21 protein-coding genes are annotated in these 19610 nt (G+C 58.5%); 14 read left to right on the forward strand and 7 right to left on the reverse strand.

Annotated elements, in window-relative coordinates:
• Positions 1-105 precede the first annotated feature (105 nt).
• From minC to FHW68_RS24180, 6 genes are all read left to right on the forward strand, one after another.
• On the forward strand, positions 106-843 hold the full coding sequence (gene minC, locus FHW68_RS24155; protein ID WP_183683465.1) for a septum site-determining protein MinC: 738 nt from the start codon (positions 106-108) through the stop codon (positions 841-843).
• Between the two features lie 201 nt (positions 844-1044).
• Entirely contained in the window at positions 1045-1857 is an 813-nt protein-coding gene (gene minD / locus FHW68_RS24160) for a septum site-determining protein MinD (protein ID WP_007898841.1), read from the forward strand.
• A complete protein-coding gene (gene minE / locus FHW68_RS24165) occupies positions 1857-2111 on the forward strand; it encodes a cell division topological specificity factor MinE (RefSeq protein ID WP_007898843.1) in 255 nt (84 codons plus the stop codon). Before minD ends, minE begins: the two co-directional genes overlap by 1 nt.
• A gap of 230 nt (positions 2112-2341) precedes the next feature.
• A complete protein-coding gene (locus tag FHW68_RS24170; RefSeq protein ID WP_183683467.1) occupies positions 2342-2977 on the forward strand; it encodes an RluA family pseudouridine synthase in 636 nt (211 codons plus the stop codon).
• A 223-nt stretch (positions 2978-3200) separates the two neighbouring features.
• Complete coding sequence (locus FHW68_RS24175; protein ID WP_095633751.1) at positions 3201-4490, forward strand: M18 family aminopeptidase; 1290 nt, start codon at positions 3201-3203, stop codon at positions 4488-4490.
• 269 nt (positions 4491-4759) lie between these two features.
• Positions 4760-4936, forward strand: coding sequence for a hypothetical protein (locus FHW68_RS24180; RefSeq protein ID WP_007898847.1), 177 nt, complete (start codon positions 4760-4762; stop codon positions 4934-4936).
• Positions 4937-5047: 111 nt separating this feature from the next.
• On the opposite strand, the gene FHW68_RS24185 is transcribed toward FHW68_RS24180, so the two are convergent.
• Complete coding sequence (locus FHW68_RS24185) at positions 5048-5761, reverse strand: UTRA domain-containing protein (RefSeq protein WP_095633750.1); 714 nt, start codon at positions 5759-5761, stop codon at positions 5048-5050.
• 350 nt (positions 5762-6111) lie between these two features.
• On the opposite strand from FHW68_RS24185, the gene FHW68_RS24190 reads away from it, so the two are divergent.
• The 6 genes from FHW68_RS24190 to FHW68_RS24215 all read left to right on the forward strand — a co-directional run bounded on the left by FHW68_RS24190 (position 6112) and on the right by FHW68_RS24215 (position 11528).
• Entirely contained in the window at positions 6112-7176 is a 1065-nt protein-coding gene (locus FHW68_RS24190) for an ABC transporter substrate-binding protein (protein ID WP_095633749.1), read from the forward strand.
• Positions 7177-7340: 164 nt separating this feature from the next.
• Positions 7341-8147, forward strand: a complete 807-nt coding sequence (locus FHW68_RS24195; protein WP_095633748.1) for an alkaline phosphatase family protein — start codon at positions 7341-7343, stop codon at positions 8145-8147.
• Between the two features lie 5 nt (positions 8148-8152).
• Positions 8153-8989, forward strand: coding sequence for an ABC transporter permease subunit (locus FHW68_RS24200; RefSeq protein ID WP_168185115.1), 837 nt, complete (start codon positions 8153-8155; stop codon positions 8987-8989).
• On the forward strand, positions 8976-9776 hold the full coding sequence (locus FHW68_RS24205) for an ABC transporter permease (protein WP_095633746.1): 801 nt from the start codon (positions 8976-8978) through the stop codon (positions 9774-9776). The genes FHW68_RS24200 and FHW68_RS24205 overlap by 14 nt, the downstream gene beginning before the upstream one ends.
• On the forward strand, positions 9773-10762 hold the full coding sequence (locus tag FHW68_RS24210; RefSeq protein WP_183683469.1) for an ABC transporter ATP-binding protein: 990 nt from the start codon (positions 9773-9775) through the stop codon (positions 10760-10762). Before FHW68_RS24205 ends, FHW68_RS24210 begins: the two co-directional genes overlap by 4 nt.
• Positions 10763-10874: 112 nt before the next feature.
• Positions 10875-11528, forward strand: a complete 654-nt coding sequence (locus FHW68_RS24215) for an HAD family phosphatase (RefSeq protein ID WP_095633744.1) — start codon at positions 10875-10877, stop codon at positions 11526-11528.
• Between the two features lie 113 nt (positions 11529-11641).
• Here the strand turns inward: FHW68_RS24215 and FHW68_RS24220 are convergent, their stop codons facing one another.
• Positions 11642-12604 (reverse strand): zinc-binding dehydrogenase, encoded by a 963-nt coding sequence (locus FHW68_RS24220; protein ID WP_183683471.1) that lies wholly within the window; start codon positions 12602-12604, stop codon positions 11642-11644.
• A gap of 139 nt (positions 12605-12743) precedes the next feature.
• On the opposite strand from FHW68_RS24220, the gene FHW68_RS24225 reads away from it, so the two are divergent.
• Positions 12744-14825 carry a carboxy terminal-processing peptidase gene (locus FHW68_RS24225; RefSeq protein ID WP_183683473.1) on the forward strand — a complete coding sequence of 694 codons (2082 nt, stop codon included), beginning with the start codon at positions 12744-12746 and terminating at the stop codon, positions 14823-14825.
• A 134-nt stretch (positions 14826-14959) separates the two neighbouring features.
• Entirely contained in the window at positions 14960-16750 is a 1791-nt protein-coding gene (locus tag FHW68_RS24230) for a bifunctional diguanylate cyclase/phosphodiesterase (protein ID WP_183683475.1), read from the forward strand.
• A 244-nt stretch (positions 16751-16994) separates the two neighbouring features.
• On the opposite strand, the gene FHW68_RS24235 is transcribed toward FHW68_RS24230, so the two are convergent.
• From FHW68_RS24235 to FHW68_RS24255, 5 genes are all read right to left on the reverse strand, one after another.
• Positions 16995-17318, reverse strand: coding sequence for a hypothetical protein (locus tag FHW68_RS24235; protein ID WP_183683477.1), 324 nt, complete (start codon positions 17316-17318; stop codon positions 16995-16997).
• Between the two features lie 486 nt (positions 17319-17804).
• Positions 17805-18212 carry an SEL1-like repeat protein gene (locus FHW68_RS24240; protein WP_183683479.1) on the reverse strand — a complete coding sequence of 136 codons (408 nt, stop codon included), beginning with the start codon at positions 18210-18212 and terminating at the stop codon, positions 17805-17807.
• On the reverse strand, positions 18213-18584 hold the full coding sequence (locus FHW68_RS24245) for a hypothetical protein (protein WP_007898892.1): 372 nt from the start codon (positions 18582-18584) through the stop codon (positions 18213-18215).
• Positions 18581-18922, reverse strand: a complete 342-nt coding sequence (locus tag FHW68_RS24250; RefSeq protein WP_030131674.1) for a helix-turn-helix domain-containing protein — start codon at positions 18920-18922, stop codon at positions 18581-18583. The genes FHW68_RS24245 and FHW68_RS24250 overlap by 4 nt, the downstream gene beginning before the upstream one ends.
• Before the next feature lie 115 nt (positions 18923-19037).
• The gene (locus tag FHW68_RS24255; protein ID WP_183683481.1) at positions 19038-19493 is read right to left on the reverse strand and encodes a YkvA family protein; all 456 of its coding nucleotides are present in this window, start codon (positions 19491-19493) and stop codon (positions 19038-19040) included.
• Positions 19494-19610 lie beyond the last annotated feature (117 nt).

A 19610-nucleotide genomic window follows, 5' to 3' on the forward strand; every position in this document is an offset into this window, starting at 1 on the left:
AAGACAGTGGCCGCGCATTCTACATCGTTCGACCCGGCTTGCGGCCTGCGGGCGTTCTCGTTATAAGTCTCGGCACTTTTAGTGACAAGTCGTTGTATGCCGACCATGAGCCAAACCGAACCGCTAGACCAAGATCCCGTGTTCCAGTTGAAGGGCAGCATGCTCGCCATTACGGTGCTGGAACTGGCCCGTAACGACCTCGAGAACCTTGATCGACAACTGGCCGCCAAGGTCGCCCAGGCGCCCAACTTCTTCAGCAATGCGCCGCTGGTCCTGGCCCTGGACAAACTTCCGGCCAGTGAAGGCTCGATCGATCTTCCGGGGCTGATGCGCATCTGCCGCCAGCATGGCCTGCGCACTCTGGCAATCCGTGCCAGCCGCATCGAGGACATTGCCGCCGCCATCGCCGTCGATCTGCCGGTACTGCCGCCGTCCGGTGCCCGTGAGCGACCGCTCGACCCGCACGAAGGCACTGTTGTGAAAAAACCGGAAAAACCACCGGAACCGACCATCAAACCGACCAAAATCATTACCTCGCCCGTACGCGGTGGCCAGCAGATTTATGCCCAGGGTTGCGATCTGGTGGTGATTTCATCGGTCAGCCCGGGGGCGGAACTTCTCGCCGACGGGAACATCCATGTATACGGCGCGATGCGCGGTCGTGTCTTGGCCGGCGTCAAAGGTGACACGAAAGCCAGGATTTTCTGCCAGCAAATGACCGCTGAACTGGTCTCCATCGCCGGCCATTACAAGGTTTCCGAGGATTTGCGTCGTGATCCATTGTGGGGCGCGGGCGTGCAAGTCAGCCTGTCGGGCGACGTGTTGAACATCATTCGGCTTTAACGGATACTGCCGCATTTTCCAAGCATCTCTAAAACGTAGCGAAAACGGCTCAAACGAAGTAGGAAAAAGGCCAAAAGCAGTGTTTACCGGGGGTAAGCGCCGCTCAGAACCGGATTCCAGCCAAGGCTGTCCGACTGCAGTAGTTTTTCAAGAGATGTTTTTCAGGGGCTAAACGTCCTTTTTCCTTAGGGGTAAAACACCTTGGCCAAGATTCTCGTGGTTACATCCGGCAAGGGTGGTGTGGGTAAGACCACCACCAGCGCCGCTATCGGTACCGGCCTCGCTCTGCGTGGTCACAAAACAGTTATCGTCGACTTCGACGTCGGCTTGCGTAACCTCGACCTGATCATGGGTTGCGAGCGCCGCGTGGTGTATGACTTCGTCAACGTGGTAAACGGCGAAGCCAACCTGCAACAGGCCCTGATCAAAGACAAGCGTCTGGAAAACCTCTACGTACTGGCTGCCAGTCAAACCCGCGACAAAGACGCGCTGACTGTCGAAGGCGTCGAAAAGGTCCTGATGCAGCTCAAGGAAGACTTCGAATTCGTGGTCTGCGACTCTCCGGCGGGCATCGAGAAAGGCGCCCACCTGGCCATGTACTTCGCTGACGAAGCGATTGTAGTGACCAACCCGGAAGTCTCCTCCGTACGTGACTCGGACCGCATGCTGGGCCTGTTGGCCAGCAAGTCCCGTCGCGCCGAAAACGGCGAAGACCCGATCAAGGAACACTTGTTGCTGACCCGCTACAACCCGACACGCGTGAGTAACGGTGAAATGCTGGGCGTCGAAGACGTCAAGGAAATCCTCGCAGTGACCCTGCTGGGTGTGATTCCGGAATCGCAAGCCGTCCTCAAGGCATCCAACCAGGGCGTCCCTGTGATTCTCGACGACCAGAGCGACGCCGGTCAGGCGTACAGCGATGCCGTTGATCGTCTGCTGGGTAAAACCGTGGACCATCGTTTCCTCGATGTCGAGAAGAAGGGATTCTTCGAGCGACTTTTTGGAGGTAGGTAATGAACCTTTTTGACTTCTTTCGTGCCAGTAAAAAGGTCAGCACCGCGTCGGTAGCGAAAGAGCGTCTACAGATCATCGTGGCGCATGAACGCGGCCAGCGCAGTACGCCGGATTATCTGCCAGCCTTGCAAAAGGAACTGGTGGAAGTGATCCGCAAGTACGTCAATATCGGGTCCGATGACGTGCACGTCGCTCTGGAAAACCAGGGCAGCTGCTCGATCCTGGAACTCAATATCACCCTGCCAGATCGCTGAGTCGATCCGGCGGGAGCCACGGCGGCTCAGGCTTTCCAGCTCCTGTTTGGGGGCGAACTGTGACGAGGGGCTTGCCCCCGTTTGAGTGCGCAGCACTCACAGGACCTTCGGTACACCGGAAGTTTTGGGGCTGCTTCGCAGCCCAACGGGGGCAAGCCCCCTCGCCACAGGTCGCCCCTACAGGGGCGTGGGCCTGAGCCGCCGTTGGCGTTTGTTACGAGGCTGTTTTAATGCCGTTGTCCAACATCCGCATCATTCATCAGGACGCCGCCGTACTGGTGGTGGACAAACCGACCCTGTTGCTCTCTGTCCCCGGCCGGGCCGATGACAACAAGGACTGCCTGATTACGCGCCTGCAAGAAAACGGCTACCCGGAAGCGCGAATTGTCCATCGGCTGGACTGGGAAACGTCCGGTATCATTCTGCTGGCCCGTGACCCGGACACGCATCGCGAGCTGTCTCGGCAATTTCACGACCGCGAAACCGAAAAGGCCTACACCGCCCTGTGCTGGGGACAACCGGAACTGGACAGCGGCAGCATCGACCTGCCCCTGCGCTACGACCCACCGACCAAGCCACGCCATGTGGTGGACCACGAGCTTGGCAAGCATGCCTTGACTTTCTGGCGGGTGCTGGAGCGTTGTGGCGACTGTTGCCGCGTCGAACTGACGCCGATCACCGGCCGCTCTCACCAGTTGCGGGTGCACATGCTTTCCATCGGCCACCCGCTATTGGGTGACGGGCTCTATGCCCATGAGCAAGCCTTGGCTGCCTGGCCACGACTTTGTTTGCACGCCAGTATGCTCAGTTTCACTCATCCCCAGACGGGCGAACGCCTGCGCTTCGAGTGCCCCGCACCGTTTTAACAGTCAATGAGCGTGCTTTTGTGGCGAGGGGGCTTGCCCCCGTTGGAGTGCGAAGCACTCCTGAAACCAGCTAAACCGCATCTGCAGGATTTACGACTGCTTCGCAGCCGAACGGGGGCAAGCCCCCTCGCCACATTAAGACTCATACGCCACCAAGAACAGGCCCACCGCACTTTGCGCTTTCAATACGTTAAACTGGCGCCACTGCTGTCTGGAGCTACTTATGCGCGAAGAGTTGAACCAAGGCCTGATCGACTTCCTCAAGGCCTCCCCTACCCCGTTCCATGCCACCGCCAGTCTTGTTCAGCGTCTGGAAGCGGCCGGTTTCATGCGCCTGGACGAGCGCGAGCCATGGACCACCGAAGCCCATGGTCGTTACTACGTCACCCGTAACGACTCTTCGATCGTCGCATTCAAAATGGGCCGTCATTCGCCCTTGCACGGCGGCATCCGCCTGGTCGGCGCGCACACTGACAGCCCGTGCCTGCGGGTCAAACCCCAGCCAGAACTGCAACGCCAGGGCTTCTGGCAACTGGGTGTCGAAGTCTATGGCGGCGCACTGCTGGCACCGTGGTTCGACCGTGACCTGTCTCTGGCCGGTCGCGTAACCTTCCGCCGCGACGGCAAGGTCGAGAGCCAGTTGATCGACTTCAAGGCACCGGTCGCGATCATTCCCAACCTGGCCATTCATCTCAACCGTGAAGCCAATATGGGCTGGGCGATCAATGCCCAGACCGAACTGCCGCCGATCCTCGCGCAATTCGCCGGTGACGAGCGCGTGGACTTCCGCGCCGTGCTCACTGACCAACTGGCCCGCGAACACGGCCTGAACGCTGACGTGGTGCTCGATTACGAGCTGAGCTTCTACGACACCCAAAGCGCAGCGGTCATTGGCCTGCATGGTGATTTCATTGCGGGGGCGCGCCTCGATAACTTGCTGTCGTGCTACGCCGGCCTGCAAGCTTTGCTGACGGCCGAAACCGATGAAACCTGCGTGCTGGTCTGCAACGATCATGAAGAAGTCGGTTCTTGCTCGGCCTGCGGCGCCGACGGTCCAATGCTTGAGCAAACCCTGCGTCGTCTGTTGCCCGAAGGGGATGAATTCGTACGGACCATTCAGAAATCCCTGCTGGTTTCGGCCGACAACGCCCACGGCGTGCACCCCAACTATGCGGACAAGCACGATGCCAACCACGGCCCGAAACTCAACGCCGGCCCGGTGATCAAGGTCAACAGCAACCAGCGCTACGCCACCAACAGCGAAACCGCCGGGTTCTTCCGCCATTTGTGCATGGCCGAAGAAGTGCCGGTGCAGAGCTTCGTGGTGCGTAGCGATATGGGCTGCGGCTCGACCATCGGCCCGATCACCGCCAGCCACTTGGGCGTGCGCACCGTGGACATCGGTTTGCCGACGTTTGCCATGCACTCGATCCGTGAGCTGTGCGGCAGCCATGACCTGGCGCATCTGGTCAAAGTGCTGAGCGCGTTTTACGCCTGCCGCGAATTGCCCTAGCCCTTAGTGATTAAAAGGTAAGAACGAGGGGGCTTGCTGTGGCGAGAGGGCTTGCCCCCGTTGGGCTGCGAAGCAGCCCCCATTGCGTTCTGTTCCGACACATTCCATGAACCGGGACAGCGACCGCTGCGCGGTCGAACGGGGGCAAGCCCCCTCGCCACAGAAACTTCATTGTCCAAGTAGAAGCCTTTCCATTCCTGATTCACATCACCACCGCTCATCCGAAAGCCGCCTAGACTTGCGGTACCCTCTCTGACAAGGCTGTCCCTATGATCTCGTTGTCTTCGTTCCACGCCATGCTGATCCCGATTCTTTCCGGGATGATCATGCTGGCCATCGGCTTCAACTTTCGCGACAAAAATGCTGGTGTGTTCGCGATGTGGGTTGGCATGCTGATGATCCTTGCCACTGTGATCTACAAGATCCTCGCCAAACTCAACGAATAATCCTCGCGCCTGGCTCGCATTGATGTTGGCTGATGGGTTCATCCAGGGTTGACCGTGTTCGCTCGCGTACAGTCTGCACAGTTGCAGTGGCTGTGCCGTTGAATGTGCGATCTAAACCACATCCACCCCGACATGAATCGCATCATGGCGCCAGAACTCCAGGTCACAATCGATCAGTCGTTCGTGCTGATCGTAATTGACCCGGGCAATCCGCAATCCCGGGCTGCCTACCGACACCCGTAAAGCCGCCGCGGCGTCCACCGACAAGGCCGTCGGCACAATCTCGAAACGCACCCGCCCGTAATGCAAGTCGTAATGCCGCGCATACAGTTCAGTGATTGACTGATTCAGATCGAAGTCCAGAATCCCCGGAAAATATTGCGGGTTCAGGTAGTGCTCCACATACAGCACCAGTCGCCCGTCAATCCGTCGCGAGCGGCAGATCTGGATCACGCTCGACAACGCCGGCAATTGTAACCAGGCACACACCGCCGCCGACGCTGGTTGCAAACGGGCCGAAATCACCTCGGTGGACGGCACTCGCCCCTGCGCACTGACCATCGCGTGAAAGTGGCTGCGCTGCATCAGGTTGTAAGCCAGCCTTGGTGGCGACACGAACCAGCCGCGTCGTTCCTCGCGATAGATCTGGCCCTGGGCCTCCAGTTGCAGTAACGCCTCCCGCACGGTGATCCGCGTGGTACCGAACAACTCACTGAGCTTGCGCTCTGCCGGCAGTTTGCTCCCTGGCGCCAACAGACCATGGTCGAGCTGTTCCTGCAGAACCTGCCCGATGGCGGTCACCGCTTTGGTGGTCTCGATGCGCATCAACGTTACCTATCTGGACTAGACCAGCACTGATTCAGGGCAGAACCGTGATTCAAATCGGTTCCTTCAACTGCCTGCAAGCCTAGGCACTGCACATGACTGACAGATGACAAAGCCGCCGAACGGTTGCGCCAGACACCTGCAATTTTATGGCCAAGTCCCTTTCATATCAGCTCTTTAGCCATGGTCTACGCTTATCTCGCACGCCGCGTATCCGAGCACAGAAAATTCGGGCTGACCGGTTGTCGACATCAAAATGTCATCCAGCCTGCCTAAATTGGCTCAGGTATTGCTGACCTAGACCAACATAACCGCAATCGCAGCGTTGAAAACGCCCAAAGGAGCTTCGGATGAAACAGTTTTTCCTGGCATCACTGTTAGGCTCGACCATTGCCCTGTGCACCGCCGCCATGGCGGCGGATGATCTGAAAACCCTCGAAGCCGCTGCGAAAGCGGAAGGCGAAGTCAACAGCGTCGGCATGCCCGATGACTGGGCCAACTGGAAAGGCACCTGGGAAGACCTGGCCAGAATATATGGCCTGAAACACATCGATACCGACATGAGTTCGGCCCAGGAAATCGCCAAGTTCGCTGCCGAAAAAGACAACGCCACGGCGGACATCGGCGACGTCGGTGCCGCGTTCGGCCCGATCGCGGTCAAGCAAGGTGTCGTGCAACCTTACAAACCCACCACCTGGGAACAGATTCCGGACTGGGCCAAGGACAAGGACGGTAACTGGGCACTGGCCTATACCGGCAGCATCGCCTTCATCATCAACAAAAAACTGCTGCACGGTTCTGAAGCACCGACCAAATGGGCCGACCTCAAGACTGGCAAGTACAAAGTCTCTATCGGTGACGTGAGCACTGCGGCCCAGGCGGCCAACGGTGTACTGGCCGCCGCCCTCGCCAACGGTGGTGACGAAAAAAACATTCAGCCGGCCCTGTTGCTGTTCGCCGACATCGCCAAGCAAGGCCGCCTGTCCATGGCCAACCCGACGATCGCCACCATGGAAAAGGGTGAAATCGAAGTCGGTGTGGTCTGGGACTTCAACGGTCTGAGCTACAAGGCCAAGATGGCGAATCCGGATGACTACACCGTGCTGATTCCATCCGACGGCTCGGTGATTTCCGGTTACACCACCATCATCAACAAATACGCGAAGCACCCGAACGCTGCCAAGCTGACTCGCGAATACATCTTCAGCGACGCCGGCCAAATCAACCTGGCGAAAGGCAACGCCCGTCCGATCCGCGCCGAGCATCTGAAATTGCCGCAAGAGGTCAAGGCCAAACTGCTGCCTAACGAGCAGTACAAAAAGGTCACGCCGATCAAAGACGCCGATGCCTGGGAAAAGACCTCCAAGTCGCTGCCGCAGAAGTGGCAGGAAGAAGTCATTATCAATATGCCGTAACACGGTAGATCCCATTCGGGGGATCTGATGGAGATCAGATTGTAGGAGCGAGGCTTGCCCGCGAAGGCGGACTGTCAGCCAACATCAATGTTGAATGTCAGTCCCTCTTCGCGGGCAAGCCTCGCTCCTACAGGTTTGACGATATTTGCGGAGTCCCAGCCCCTATGAAACACAACGTCATCCTTGTCGTGCTCGACGGCCTCAATTACGAAGTCGCGCGCCACGCCATGGGGCATCTGCAGGCTTACGTTGGCGCAGGACGCGCGGCACTCTACAAACTGGAGTGCGAACTGCCGGCCCTGTCCCGACCGCTTTATGAATGCATCCTGACCGGCGTTACGCCGATCGACAGCGGTATCGTTCACAACAACGTCTCGCGCCTGTCCACCCAGCGCAGCATCTACCATTACGCCACCGACGCCGGCCTGAAAACCGCGGCCGCGGCGTATCACTGGGTCAGCGAGTTGTATAACCGTTCGCCGTTCGTCGCCGCCCGGGATCGGCACACCGACGACCCCAAATTGCCAATCCAGCACGGTCACTTCTACTGGAACGATCACTACCCCGACTCGCACCTGTTTGCCGACGCGGAAAACCTGCGCCTGCGCCATGCACCAGATTTTTTATTGATCCACCCGATGAACATCGACGACGCCGGGCACAAGCACGGCCTGGATACCCCGCAATATCGCAACAGCGCCCGCTCGGCAGACATCATTCTGGCCGACTATCTGCAAGGCTGGCTCGACGCCGGTTATCAGGTGATGGTGACGGCTGACCACGGCATGAACAACGACCGCTCGCACAACGGCTTGCTGCCCGAAGAACGTGAAGTGCCGCTGTTCGTCCTCGGCGATGCCTTCAGCCTCAACCAAAAAGCCGCACCGAAACAGACCGAAATCTGCGGCACCGTCTGTGAACTGCTGGGCGTGCCCCACGACAAACCTGTGTGCCGGGAGCTGCTCAATTGAACGCCATGACCCGCGGTAAATGGCTGGCCGCCCTGTGCCTGGTGCCCTTCGCGATTTTCTTCTTCATATTCCAGATCGCCCCGCTGCTCTGGGTGATGATCAATAGCCTGGAATCGGAAGAATTCGGCTGGGGCCTGGCCAACTTCAGCAAGATCTTCAACTCGAAATTCTATTTGCAGGCCATTCAGCACAGCCTCGAGATCAGTTTCTGGTCCAGCGTGTTCGGCATCATCATCGCCGTACTCGGCGCCTACTCCTTGCGCCGGGTCGACTCGAAACTGCGCAACTTCGTCAACGCCTTCGCCAACATGACCAGCAACTTCGCCGGCGTACCCCTGGCCTTCGCGTTCATCATTTTGCTGGGGTTCAACGGTAGCATCACCATCATGCTCAAACAGGCCGGGATCATTCAGGATTTCAACCTGTACTCGAAAACCGGTCTGATCATTCTCTACACCTACTTTCAGATTCCCTTGGGCGTGCTGCTGCTCTACCCGGCTTTCGACGCCTTGCGCGAAGACTGGCGCGAGTCCGCGCAATTGCTCGGCGCCAATGGCTGGCAGTTCTGGCGGCATATCGGTTTGCCGGTATTGACCCCGGCGCTACTCGGTACTTTCGTCATCCTGCTGGCCAACGCCCTCGGCGCCTACGCCACTGTCTACGCCCTGACCACAGGCAACTTCAACGTATTGCCGATTCGTATCGCGGCGATGGTCTCCGGCGACATTTCCCTGGACCCGAACCTGGCCAGTGCCTTGGCCGTGGTGCTGGTGACGTTGATGACCCTGGTGACTATCGTGCATCAGCTGCTGTTGAAGAGGAGCTACCATGTCTCGCGTTGAACTGGGCCCCGTCGGTATTTACCACCGCGTCGTGGTGTATTTGCTGTTTGCCATTCTGCTGCTGCCGCTGCTTGGGACATTGATCTACTCGATTTCCAGCAGTTGGTCCGCGACGATCATGCCCAGCGGTTTTACCGTCAAGTGGTACCTCCAGCTGTGGAGCGATCCGCGCTTTCTTGATGCGTTCGGTCAGTCCTTGCTGGTCTGTGTCGGCTCGTTGATTCTGTCGGTGGTGCTGATTCTGCCGCTGCTGTTCGTGGTGCATTACCACTTCCCGAAACTCGATGCCTTGATGAACATTCTGATCCTGCTGCCCTTCGCGGTGCCGCCGGTGGTGTCGTCGGTGGGATTATTGCAGCTCTATGGCTCGGGGCCGATCGCGATGGTCGGTACGCCTTGGATTCTGATCGGTTGCTACTTCACCGTGGCGTTGCCGTTCATGTATCGGGCGATCACCAATAACCTGCAAGCAATCAACCTGCGCGACCTGATGGACGCCGCGCAACTGCTCGGCGCCAGCACGTGGCAAGCGGCATTCCTGGTGGTGATGCCGAACCTGCGCAAGGGTCTGATGGTGGCGTTGCTGCTTTCATTCTCGTTCCTGTTCGGCGAGTTCGTGTTCGCCAACATTCTCGTCGGCACCCGTTACGAAACCCTGCAGGTCTACCTCAACAACATGCGTAACAGCAGCGGCCATTTCACCAGTGCGGTGGTGATTTCCTACTTCTTCTTTGTGCTGGTTCTGACCTGGGCGGCCAATATCTTGAACAAGGACAAAAGCGAATGAGCTATGTCAGCGTCCGACACCTTCAGAAAAATTATTCTGGAACCACGGTATTCAGCGACATCAACTGCGAAATCAAGAAAGGTGAATTCGTCACGCTTCTCGGCCCGTCCGGTTGCGGCAAGTCCACCTTGCTGCGTTGCATCGCCGGCCTGACCTCGGTGGACGGTGGCAAGATCCTGCTGGAAGATCAGGACCTCGTCCCGCTGAGCCCGCAAAAACGCGGGATCGGCATGGTGTTCCAGAGTTACGCGCTGTTCCCGAACATGACCGTGGAACAAAACGTCGCCTTCGGCTTGCGCATGCAAAAGGTCAACGCCGACGATAGCCACAAGCGCGTTGCCGAAGTATTGCAACTTGTGGAGCTCAAAGACTTCGCCGCCCGTTACCCACATCAATTGTCCGGCGGCCAGTGCCAGCGTGTTGCCCTCGCTCGCTCGTTGGTGACCCGACCCCGGTTGTTGTTGCTGGATGAACCGCTGTCGGCACTCGATGCGCGGATTCGCAAGCACCTGCGCGAACAGATCCGCCAGATCCAGCGCGAACTGGGCCTGACCACGATCTTCGTCACTCACGATCAGGAAGAAGCCCTGACCATGTCTGACCGAATCTTCCTGATGAACGAGGGAAAGATCGTACAGAGCGGCGATGCCGAAACCCTCTACACCGCGCCAGTCGATGTGTTTGCCGCCGGCTTCATCGGCAACTACAACCTGCTGGACGCCGAAAGCGCCAGCAAACTGCTGCAACGACCGATCACCCATCGCCTCGCCATTCGCCCGGAAGCCATCGAGCTGAGCCTCAACGGTGAACTCGACGCGCAGATCCGCAGCCACAGCCTGTTGGGTAACGTGATTCGCTACCGGGTCGAGGCCCGGGGCGTGGAATTGGTGGTGGATGTGCTGAACCGCTCGGCCGCCGATTTGCATCCCGATGGTCAACGCCTGGCGCTTTCCATCGATCCGACGGCCCTGTGTGAGGTCGCTTGAAAGCAGCGGCAAGCTACAAGCCATAAGCTTCAAGTTGTAGACTGCTGATCACCAAAATCCACTTCTTGCAGCTTGAAGCTTGAAGCTTGCAGCTGTTCTCAGAGAGAACCCGATGGCCCTGGCAATTTTTGATCTGGACGAAACCCTGATCCACGGCGACTGCGCCACCCTCTGGAGCGAGCAAATGGGTCGCCTGGGCTGGGTCGATCCAGAGTCGTTCATGCGTCGGAACAACGAACTGATGGACGCTTACAGTCACGGCAAGTTGCGCATGGAGGAATACATGACCTTCAGCCTCGAACCGATGATCGGTCGCACGCCGGAAGAACTCGAGCATCTGGTGGGGCCTTGGGTAGAGGACTTCATCGAACCGATCATCTTCAGCGACGCCACCAAAGCCATCGCCGCCCACCGCAAGGCGGGCGACCGGATCCTGGTGATCTCGGCCTCGGGTACGCATCTGGTCAAGCCGATTGCCGACCGGTTGGGCATCGACGAGATTCTCGGCATCGAGCTGGAACTGCAGCATGGGGTGTACAGCGGCAACACTGTTGGCACCCTGACTTACCGCGAAGGCAAGATCGCCCGATTGCTGGAATGGCTGGATGCCGAAGAGGAAAACCTGGAAGGCGCGAGCTTCTATTCCGACTCACGCAACGATTTGCCGCTGCTGCTGAAGGTGGACTTTCCGCATGTGGTGAATCCGGATCCGGTGCTGCTCGAGCACGCCGAAAAGGCCGGCTGGCCGATCCATATCTGGAAGTAAAAGCAAAAGATCGCAGCCTCGCTTCGCTCGACAGCTCCTACAGGTGTAAACAATCCATTTGTAGGAGCTGTCGAGCGAAGCGAGGCTGCGATCTTTTGGCTGCCAACCCGATGTCAGGTCAGGCTTTCGTCGATCACCAGCACCAGCTTGCCCGACACCTTATTGGTCGCCAGTTCCGCAAACGCCGCTTCGGCATCCTTGATCGCAAAGGTCCTGGCCAGTTGCGGGCTCAAACGCCCTTCGGCAAACAGCGGCCAGACATGCTGGCCAAGATCGCTGAACAAATCGGCCTTGAACTGCTCGTCGCGGTTGCGCAAGGTTGAACCCAGCAGATGCAACCGCTTGGCCAGTACCTGCGCCAGATCCAGCTGCGCTTCACGACGGCCCATCAAACCGATCAGCACCCAACGACCATCGCGAGCCAGCAGCTTGAGATTCAACGCCGCGTAACTGCCACCCACCGGATCGAGGATCACGTCGAACGGCGCAAGATCATTCAAGCTGTCCAGATCGCCGTTGCGCACCACTCCGCCCTGCGCGCCCAACGCTTCACAATAGGCCAGACGCTCGGCAGAACCGACGCTGACCCAGCACGGATTACCAAACGCCTTGCACAGCTGAATGGCAGCTGAACCGATTCCACTGGCCCCGGCGTGCAGGAGAACTTTCTCACCCGGTTTGAGCGCAGCCAATTGAAACAAATTCAGCCAAACGGTCGCATACACTTCCGGCAATGCCGCCGCCTCGGCCAGGGACAAACCGTCGGGAACCGGCAACACGTGCCGTCCGTCGACAACTACCTCTTCGGCCATCCCACCCCCGGCCAGCAAGGCGCAAACCCGATCGCCAACCTTCCAGGAAGCGCCCGGACCGACCTCGCTGATCACCCCCGAACACTCAAGACCCAGTACTTGACTGGCCCCCGGCGGGGGCGGATATAGTCCCGCCTTCTGTAACAAATCGGCGCGATTAAGTCCTGCTGCCGCCACGCGAATGCGAACTTGTCCTACATCGCACGTAGGACTCGGCTCTTCAACCCACTCCACTCGCCCCTCAACGCCTTGCAATGCTTTCACAGTGCCTCCATAGTGAGTCTGGACTGAGCCCGAAGCTTGTAGCACCGGGCTTTTTGCATTATGCGACCGGTCCTTGTGGATCCGGCGACTTCAAAGACGGCCTAATATGCGTTATCAATTGTCCCCGCGTCGAATCAGCATGAAGCATCTGCTCCCCAGCACCGCCCTCGCTCTTGTCATTGGTCTCGGTCTTTTGCCGATGTCGAGCCATTCGTTCGCAGCCAACAGCTGGGACAAGCTTCAGCCCGATCGTGACGAAGTAATCGCCAGTCTGAACGTCGTCGAATTGCTCAAGCGTCACCATTACAGCAAACCACCGCTCGACGATGCGCGCTCCGTGATCATCTACGACAGCTATATCAAGCTGCTGGATCCATCGCGCAGCTATTTCATGGCCAGCGATATTGCCGAATTCGACAAATGGAAAACCCAGTTTGACGACTACCTCAAAAGCGGCGACCTGAACGCCGGGTTCACCATCTACAAGCGCTACCTGGACCGCGTCAAGGCGCGTCTGGACTTTGCCCTTGCCGAGCTGAACAAGGGCGTCGACAAGATCGACTTCACCGCCAGGGAAACCTTGCTGGTCGATCGCAAGGACGCCCCTTGGCTCAAGACCACCGCCGAGCTGGACGATCTATGGCGCAAACGCGTCAAAGACGAAGTGCTGCGGATGAAGATCTCCGGCAAAGAGCCGAAGCAGATTCAGGAAACCCTGACCAAGCGTTACAAGAATCAGCTGTCGCGTCTGGACCAGACCCGTGCGGAAGACATCTTCCAGGCGTACATCAACACCTTCGCCATGTCCTACGACCCGCACACCAACTATCTGTCGCCGGATAACGCGGAAAACTTCGACATCAACATGAGCCTGTCCCTGGAGGGCATCGGCGCTGTGTTGCAGAGCGATAACGATCAAGTGAAAGTCGTGCGCCTGGTGCCTGCCGGCCCGGCCGACAAAACCAAACAGGTTGCACCGGCCGACAAGATCATCGGCGTGGCTCAAGGCAACAAGGAAATGGTCGACGTAGTCGGCTGGCGCCTGGATGAAGTGGTCAAGCTGATTCGTGGCCCCAAAGGCACCGTGGTGCGCCTGGAAGTGATTCCGGCCAGCAATGCGCCAAACGACCAGACCACCAAGATCGTGCCGATTACCCGCGAAGCGGTGAAGCTCGAAGATCAGGCGGTGAAGAAGTCAGTCCTCAACCTCAAGCAGGATGGCAAGGACTACAAACTCGGCGTCATCGAGATCCCGGCCTTTTACCTGGACTTCAAGGCTTTCCGTGCTGGCGATCCGGACTACAAGAGCACCACTCGCGACGTGAAGAAGTTGCTGACCGAGTTGCAGAAAGACAAGGTCGACGGCGTGGTCATCGACCTGCGCAACAACGGCGGCGGTTCCTTGCAGGAAGCCACCGAGCTGACCAGCCTGTTCATCGACAAAGGTCCGACCGTACTGGTGCGTAACGCCGACGGCCGGGTCGATGTGCTGGAAGATGAAAACCCGGGCGCGTTCTACAAAGGCCCGATGGTGTTGCTGGTCAACCGTTTGTCTGCCTCGGCTTCGGAGATTTTCGCCGGCGCCATGCAGGACTACCACCGCGCGCTGGTCATCGGCGGCCAGACCTTCGGCAAAGGCACCGTGCAGACCATTCAGCCGCTGAACCATGGCGAACTGAAACTGACCCTGGCCAAGTTCTACCGGGTTTCCGGCCAAAGCACCCAGCATCAGGGCGTGCTGCCGGACATCGATTACCCGTCGATCATCGACACCAAGGAAATCGGCGAAAGCGCCCTGCCGGAAGCCATGCCGTGGGACACCATCCGTGCGGCCATCAAGCCTGCGCTTGACCCGTTCAAACCGTACATCACGCAGCTCAAGTCCGAGCATGAGATGCGCACGGCCAAGGACGCGGAATTTGTCTTTATCCGTGACAAGCTGGCCCTGGCGCAAAAGTTGATGAGCGAAAAAACCGTCAGCCTCAATGAAGCCGAGCGTCGCGCACAACATGCCGATATCGAAGCCAAGCAACTGGCCATGGAAAACCTGCGTCGCAAGGCCAAGGGCGAAGAACCCCTCAAAGAGCTGAAGAAAGAAGACGAAGATGCCCTCGCGGGCGAGCCGGACAAGACCAAGCCAGAAGACGATGCTTATCTGAGCGAGACCGGGCGGATTCTGCTGGATTACTTGAAACTCAACACCGCTGTTGCCAAGCACTAAGTGGCTACAGTCAGGATGATGGCAATTTAATGCTGACGCTCCCCGGAGCGTCATCAAACAGACATCATTCTGTCGTGAAATAAAGGACTGGGTGCAGCTTGCACCCGGTCCTTTTTTTATCGCCAGAGAACGCCATGACCACGACCGAACAGCTGAGTGCCTTGAGCTCGATATTGACTCAAAGCGGTTTGCACAGCCTGTTCCAGCCGATCATTTCCCTCTCTGAACGACGTATCGTCGGCTACGAAGCCCTCAGCCGCGGCCCTTCCAACAGTCCGCTGCACTCCCCCGTCGCCCTGTTCGCGGTAGCCCGCCAGGCCGGTCGTCTCAGCGAACTGGAGATCGCTTGCCGTCAAAATGCTTGCCGTCGTTTCAATGAGCAGCAACTGCCCGGCAAACTCTTCCTCAACGTATCCCCGGAATCCCTGCTCGAAGCCGCCCACCAACCTGGGCGCACCCTGCAACTGCTGCAGGATTTCGGCATCCCACCGAGCCAGGTGGTCATCGAACTCACCGAACAGACCCCGACCGACGATTTCCAGTTGCTGCAAAACGCCCTGCATCACTATCGGGCAATGGGCTTTTCCATTGCACTGGATGATCTGGGTGCCGGTTATTCGAGCTTGCGACTCTGGTCTGAGTTGCGCCCAGACTACGTCAAAATCGATCGGCATTTTATCGACGGCATTCATCAGGACGCGCTCAAGCGTGAATTCGTTGGCTCAATCTTGCAGATCGCCAAGGCTTCCCGGGCAAAAGTGATCGCTGAAGGCATCGAATTGCGGGAAGAACTCGCCGTGCTGACCGAAATGGGTGTCGATCTGGTCCAGGGTTATCTGCTTTGCCGGCCCCAGGAGCAGCCGCCCCGCGATGCCCAGACCTTGATGCCCAAACCCAACAGCGTCGCCACGATACTGAGCGAGGAAGTCAGCGACCTCAGCGCCCTGCTCAACGACCAACCGGCGGTGACCAGCGACACCCCGACCGCCACCGTACTGGAAGCCTTCCGCCGCCAGGCCAACCTCAACTCCCTGGCGGTGCTCGACAAACAGGGCCAGCCCTGTGGCATCGTCCACCGTCATTCGCTCTCGGATGCCCTGCTCAAGCCCTTCGCCACCGACCTGTTCGCCCGCAAGCCCATCAGTCGTTTGATGAGCGACGATTTCCTCGCTGTGGAATTGAGCCAGTCGCTGCAACAGGTCAGCCGCTTGATCACCAGCCGCGCCCGCCAGCGCATCGAAGAAGACTTCATCATCACCCTCAACGGCGGCTATTTGGGGCTGGGCCGGGTAATCGACGTGCTCAAGCTGATTACCGAACTGAAAATCCAGCAAGCCCGCTACGCCAACCCGCTGACCCTGCTACCGGGCAACGTACCCATCCAGCAATGCCTGACACGGCTGCTGCAACAGGAACGGGAATCGGTGATCTGCTACGTCGACATCGACAGCTTCAAACCCTTCAACGACATCTACGGCTACGGTCGCGGGGATGAAGTCCTACTGTGCCTGGCGCAATGCCTGAACGACCGCGTCGACCCTTCCCGCGACTTCGTCGGCCATATCGGCGGCGACGACTTCCTGCTGGTACTCGGCCCGGAAGACTGGCGCAAACGCCTGAACCAACTGCTGGACGACTTCCACAGCCAATGCCGACGCTTCTACCGCAGTGAACACCTGGAAGCCGGCTGCTTCATCGCCCCCAACCGCCAGGGCGTAAAACAGGAATTTGCCCTGCTGTCACTGTCCATCGGTGTGGTGCATTTACAACCACAAGCCTGTGCACGGCTCGATGCGAGTCGATTGGCAGAGATGGCATCGCAAGCCAAGCATCACGCGAAGAATGTGCCGGGGTATAGCGTGCATGTGATTGATAGCCTGGCGGTGCCAACAGTCGAGGAAGCGTTGGTTGCCGGGCATCGGTGATTGCCGCTCAAAAAAGATCGCAGCCTTCGGCAGCTCCTACAGGATGTACGCCATTCAATGTAGGAGCTGCCGAAGGCTGCGATCTTTTGATCTTGCTCTTGTGGCAAGTGTGGCAAGGGCCGGCAAGTTAAGACGCAGAACCTGTGGGAGCGTGGCTTGCCCGCGAAGAACGATAACGCGTACTACCTGAAGAACCGCGGTGCATTCTTCGCGGGCAAGCCCCTCACCACAAAACCGTTCGGCGCTACTCCGAAGACCGCGCCCGCAACCGCCGCCCAATTACATCCAGCACATCGCAGCCATCGCGCAGCGGAATGGCGCAGAGCAAGGCAAAGTCACTGAGTATCGTCGCATCACACTCGACTGAGCCGCGCATGGACAGGTTTTCAAGTACCTGGGTGACGGCGCGGATTCGGTAGCTGGCAGCGTCGGTCAAGATATCGAGCGGGGCGTGGGTATCGACGAACAGCGTGGGCATGTCGTTGCAGTTGCTGGTGAGTGCCATGAAGCGGTTTTTGGGGTGTGGAATTGGTTTTTCGTAGGGTGGATCAGGGGTAATTGCTGTCATTGTTTGGCTCCTAACGTATGGATTGGAGCCGCCAGAAATCACTTCCACGCAATAGGTGGCGGCTGTACGCAGGTGTGGAAGACCAGGACGTTAGGCACCTGGCGCACTCGAAAGCGCCCCGCGCACAGCCACCATAAAACACAGACGATAAAAAACGCCGCACTGGTGGCGCTTGATGCGCCTAACGATAGAAGGGCTTCCACGCCCTGTCACTGAATTTGCAGTGACACCCCCAAGACTATCGATGGAGCGCATCGCGCACCAGTTCATGCAATCCGCTACAACTTGAAGGAAATCTCCGATGGATCTACACGGCAATAAACGCGCGAGACTTTGCGGGGGATCAATCAGGAAAGAAGTCGGGAAAGGATGATGTTGATGTAGGGCGATTCTTTTAGTGGCTACGCCATCTACGAGCAGGCAGAAACGCAAACGTGGCGGTAGGTTTCCCCCCTCGCCACGTTCATTTGTCAGACACTTGATTGCTTAATCCGCAGCACCACGAGACGCCAGCTCTTTCAACTTGAGTTCAGCCAACGGATGCCCGGCCTTCGCCGCCATTTCCCACCAGCGAGCCGCTTCCACCGGATCCGGCGCCTTGCCCGGCGTGCCGGCCAGGCAGATCACGCCCACCTGATAGGCCGCCTTGCCATCCCCCGCCAACGCCGCCAGGCGCAGTAATCGCACACCTTCCTCGCGTGCCCCAAGACCGACGCCGCGAAAGGTCAGAATGTGGCCATAGAAGCTCTGGGCGCCGACATCACCCAGGTTCGCCATACGCGCAAACTGGCCCTCGAGCCAGCTCCAGCCTCTCGGTTGACGCACAAACCACGACCAATGGAACAACCGGCGGGCCAGCCAGTAACCGGCCCGCGCCTTGAGTCGCAAAAACACTCAGGCTTCCGCCGATTCGGGGTACTCGTATTCGAACACTCGCACCACTTCCGAGGCATGCCAGGACGCGGCAGCCACGCCATCGGACGGTCCGGAGAAGCGCCCGAGGCGCTCGACACATTCGAAGAAGCCGGTGCGCGGCAAGCGACTCGCGCCCTGGCTGATCACCAACGAGCTGCGCAACGGCTGCTCGGCTCTGGCATCCAGTGCGGCCAGGTGCTCAAGGGCTGCGGTCAAGGTTTGCATGGCCGGCGTGGGGAGCTGCAAACGCTCCAGCAACGCCCGATAAGTCAAAAGATGGCGCTGACGACGCGCCTGATCCAGCTCCCCCAACAATCCGTCCCAATGTTGACGACTGATGCGTACGCTCACGATTCATCCCTCCATCCTGGCACCGTCAATTCCCAGGCGAGGCTGCGGCGAATAGCAGCGTCAGGTTGACGCTCTCCGCTTTCGATCAAGGCGAGATATGACGGGCTGATGCCTACCGTGCGGGCGAGCGCCTCAATGGCGATGCCCTTCCCTTCGCGCAAATTGCGTAGTTGATCCAGACCCGGAAGAATCTGGTCTGGTGCCGCCGCGGGAGGCACTGTGGCGTCACGCGGTGGTTGTTGCTTGATGCCTGCTGCTTTCAGTAGAGCCTGATACTGAGCCCATGGCAGAACCGCATATTCGGGCTCGCCTTCGCGTGTAATTATCTGAATATCCATGACCACCCCGTAGGACAACGACACTTAGCGAGTCGGCGCTTTTCCTTAGAAGTGTAATCCTAACAGCGACCAAGGTCGCGGGGCGGTATGAATATGTGGAGGATTCTGAATGGACTCAGTTTTTTTTCGGTCCCTGCAGCTGTAATTGTTCAGAGGTATCAGGCAAGCGTTCGACGACCGCGAGCTTCTCCGGCGGCTGACGTTTGCGCCAGGCGCGGAAGGCATTGAGCTCGTCATCAAGGACTTTCATCAACCAGGCCAGCACGGCAATGTCGTCGAGCATGCCAAACATGGGAAGGAAATCCGGGATCGCATCGACGGGGCTCAGGAAATACATCAGGCCGGCCACCACCGAAACCAGTGCTTTCGGGCTGATGGCCCGGTATTCGCCACGCCAGTAAGCCAGGCAAAGAGCCTGCAACAGGCGCAGATCGTCTTTGAGCTTGCCCAGACGATTGCCCTGACTGGCACCTTTGCTGGCAACCGCGAACAGCAGGGTCGGCAAACGACCACGGGCGAGCAGGCGTCCAGCCAGAGGCAGGAAACGAGCAAAATTCCAGGGCGTTTTCATTTATTACTCCCACTGAAATGTTATCCACACAAATTGTGGATAACCTTGTGAACAGAGCTGCATTTCTACGCTGAAAGCCCCGTTTCATAAGGGCCTGACTCAGATCGGGCGTTTTTT

Source organism: Pseudomonas sp. Tn43 (assembly GCF_014192635.1).
Taxonomy (GTDB): Bacteria; Pseudomonadota; Gammaproteobacteria; order Pseudomonadales; family Pseudomonadaceae; genus Aquipseudomonas.

Bases quoted from the DNA above. Each gene is read 5' to 3' on its own strand.
- FHW68_RS24225 (WP_183683473.1), top strand. From the start codon at position 12,744: ATGAAGCATCTGCTCCCCAGCACCGCCCTCGCTCTTGTCATTGGTCTC.
- FHW68_RS24205 (WP_095633746.1), top strand. From the start codon at position 8,976: ATGTCTCGCGTTGAACTGGGCCCCGTCGGTATTTACCACCGCGTCGTG.
- FHW68_RS24185 (WP_095633750.1), bottom strand. From the start codon at position 5,761: ATGCGCATCGAGACCACCAAAGCGGTGACCGCCATCGGGCAGGTTCTG.
- FHW68_RS24235 (WP_183683477.1), bottom strand. From the start codon at position 17,318: ATGACAGCAATTACCCCTGATCCACCCTACGAAAAACCAATTCCACAC.
- FHW68_RS24200 (WP_168185115.1), top strand. From the start codon at position 8,153: ATGACCCGCGGTAAATGGCTGGCCGCCCTGTGCCTGGTGCCCTTCGCG.
- FHW68_RS24180 (WP_007898847.1), top strand. From the start codon at position 4,760: ATGATCTCGTTGTCTTCGTTCCACGCCATGCTGATCCCGATTCTTTCC.
- FHW68_RS24195 (WP_095633748.1), top strand. From the start codon at position 7,341: ATGAAACACAACGTCATCCTTGTCGTGCTCGACGGCCTCAATTACGAA.
- minC (WP_183683465.1), top strand. From the start codon at position 106: ATGAGCCAAACCGAACCGCTAGACCAAGATCCCGTGTTCCAGTTGAAG.
- FHW68_RS24215 (WP_095633744.1), top strand. From the start codon at position 10,875: ATGGCCCTGGCAATTTTTGATCTGGACGAAACCCTGATCCACGGCGAC.
- FHW68_RS24255 (WP_183683481.1), bottom strand. From the start codon at position 19,493: ATGAAAACGCCCTGGAATTTTGCTCGTTTCCTGCCTCTGGCTGGACGC.
- minE (WP_007898843.1), top strand. From the start codon at position 1,857: ATGAACCTTTTTGACTTCTTTCGTGCCAGTAAAAAGGTCAGCACCGCG.
- FHW68_RS24230 (WP_183683475.1), top strand. From the start codon at position 14,960: ATGACCACGACCGAACAGCTGAGTGCCTTGAGCTCGATATTGACTCAA.
- FHW68_RS24190 (WP_095633749.1), top strand. From the start codon at position 6,112: ATGAAACAGTTTTTCCTGGCATCACTGTTAGGCTCGACCATTGCCCTG.
- FHW68_RS24210 (WP_183683469.1), top strand. From the start codon at position 9,773: ATGAGCTATGTCAGCGTCCGACACCTTCAGAAAAATTATTCTGGAACC.
- FHW68_RS24170 (WP_183683467.1), top strand. From the start codon at position 2,342: ATGCCGTTGTCCAACATCCGCATCATTCATCAGGACGCCGCCGTACTG.
- FHW68_RS24250 (WP_030131674.1), bottom strand. From the start codon at position 18,922: ATGGATATTCAGATAATTACACGCGAAGGCGAGCCCGAATATGCGGTT.
- FHW68_RS24175 (WP_095633751.1), top strand. From the start codon at position 3,201: ATGCGCGAAGAGTTGAACCAAGGCCTGATCGACTTCCTCAAGGCCTCC.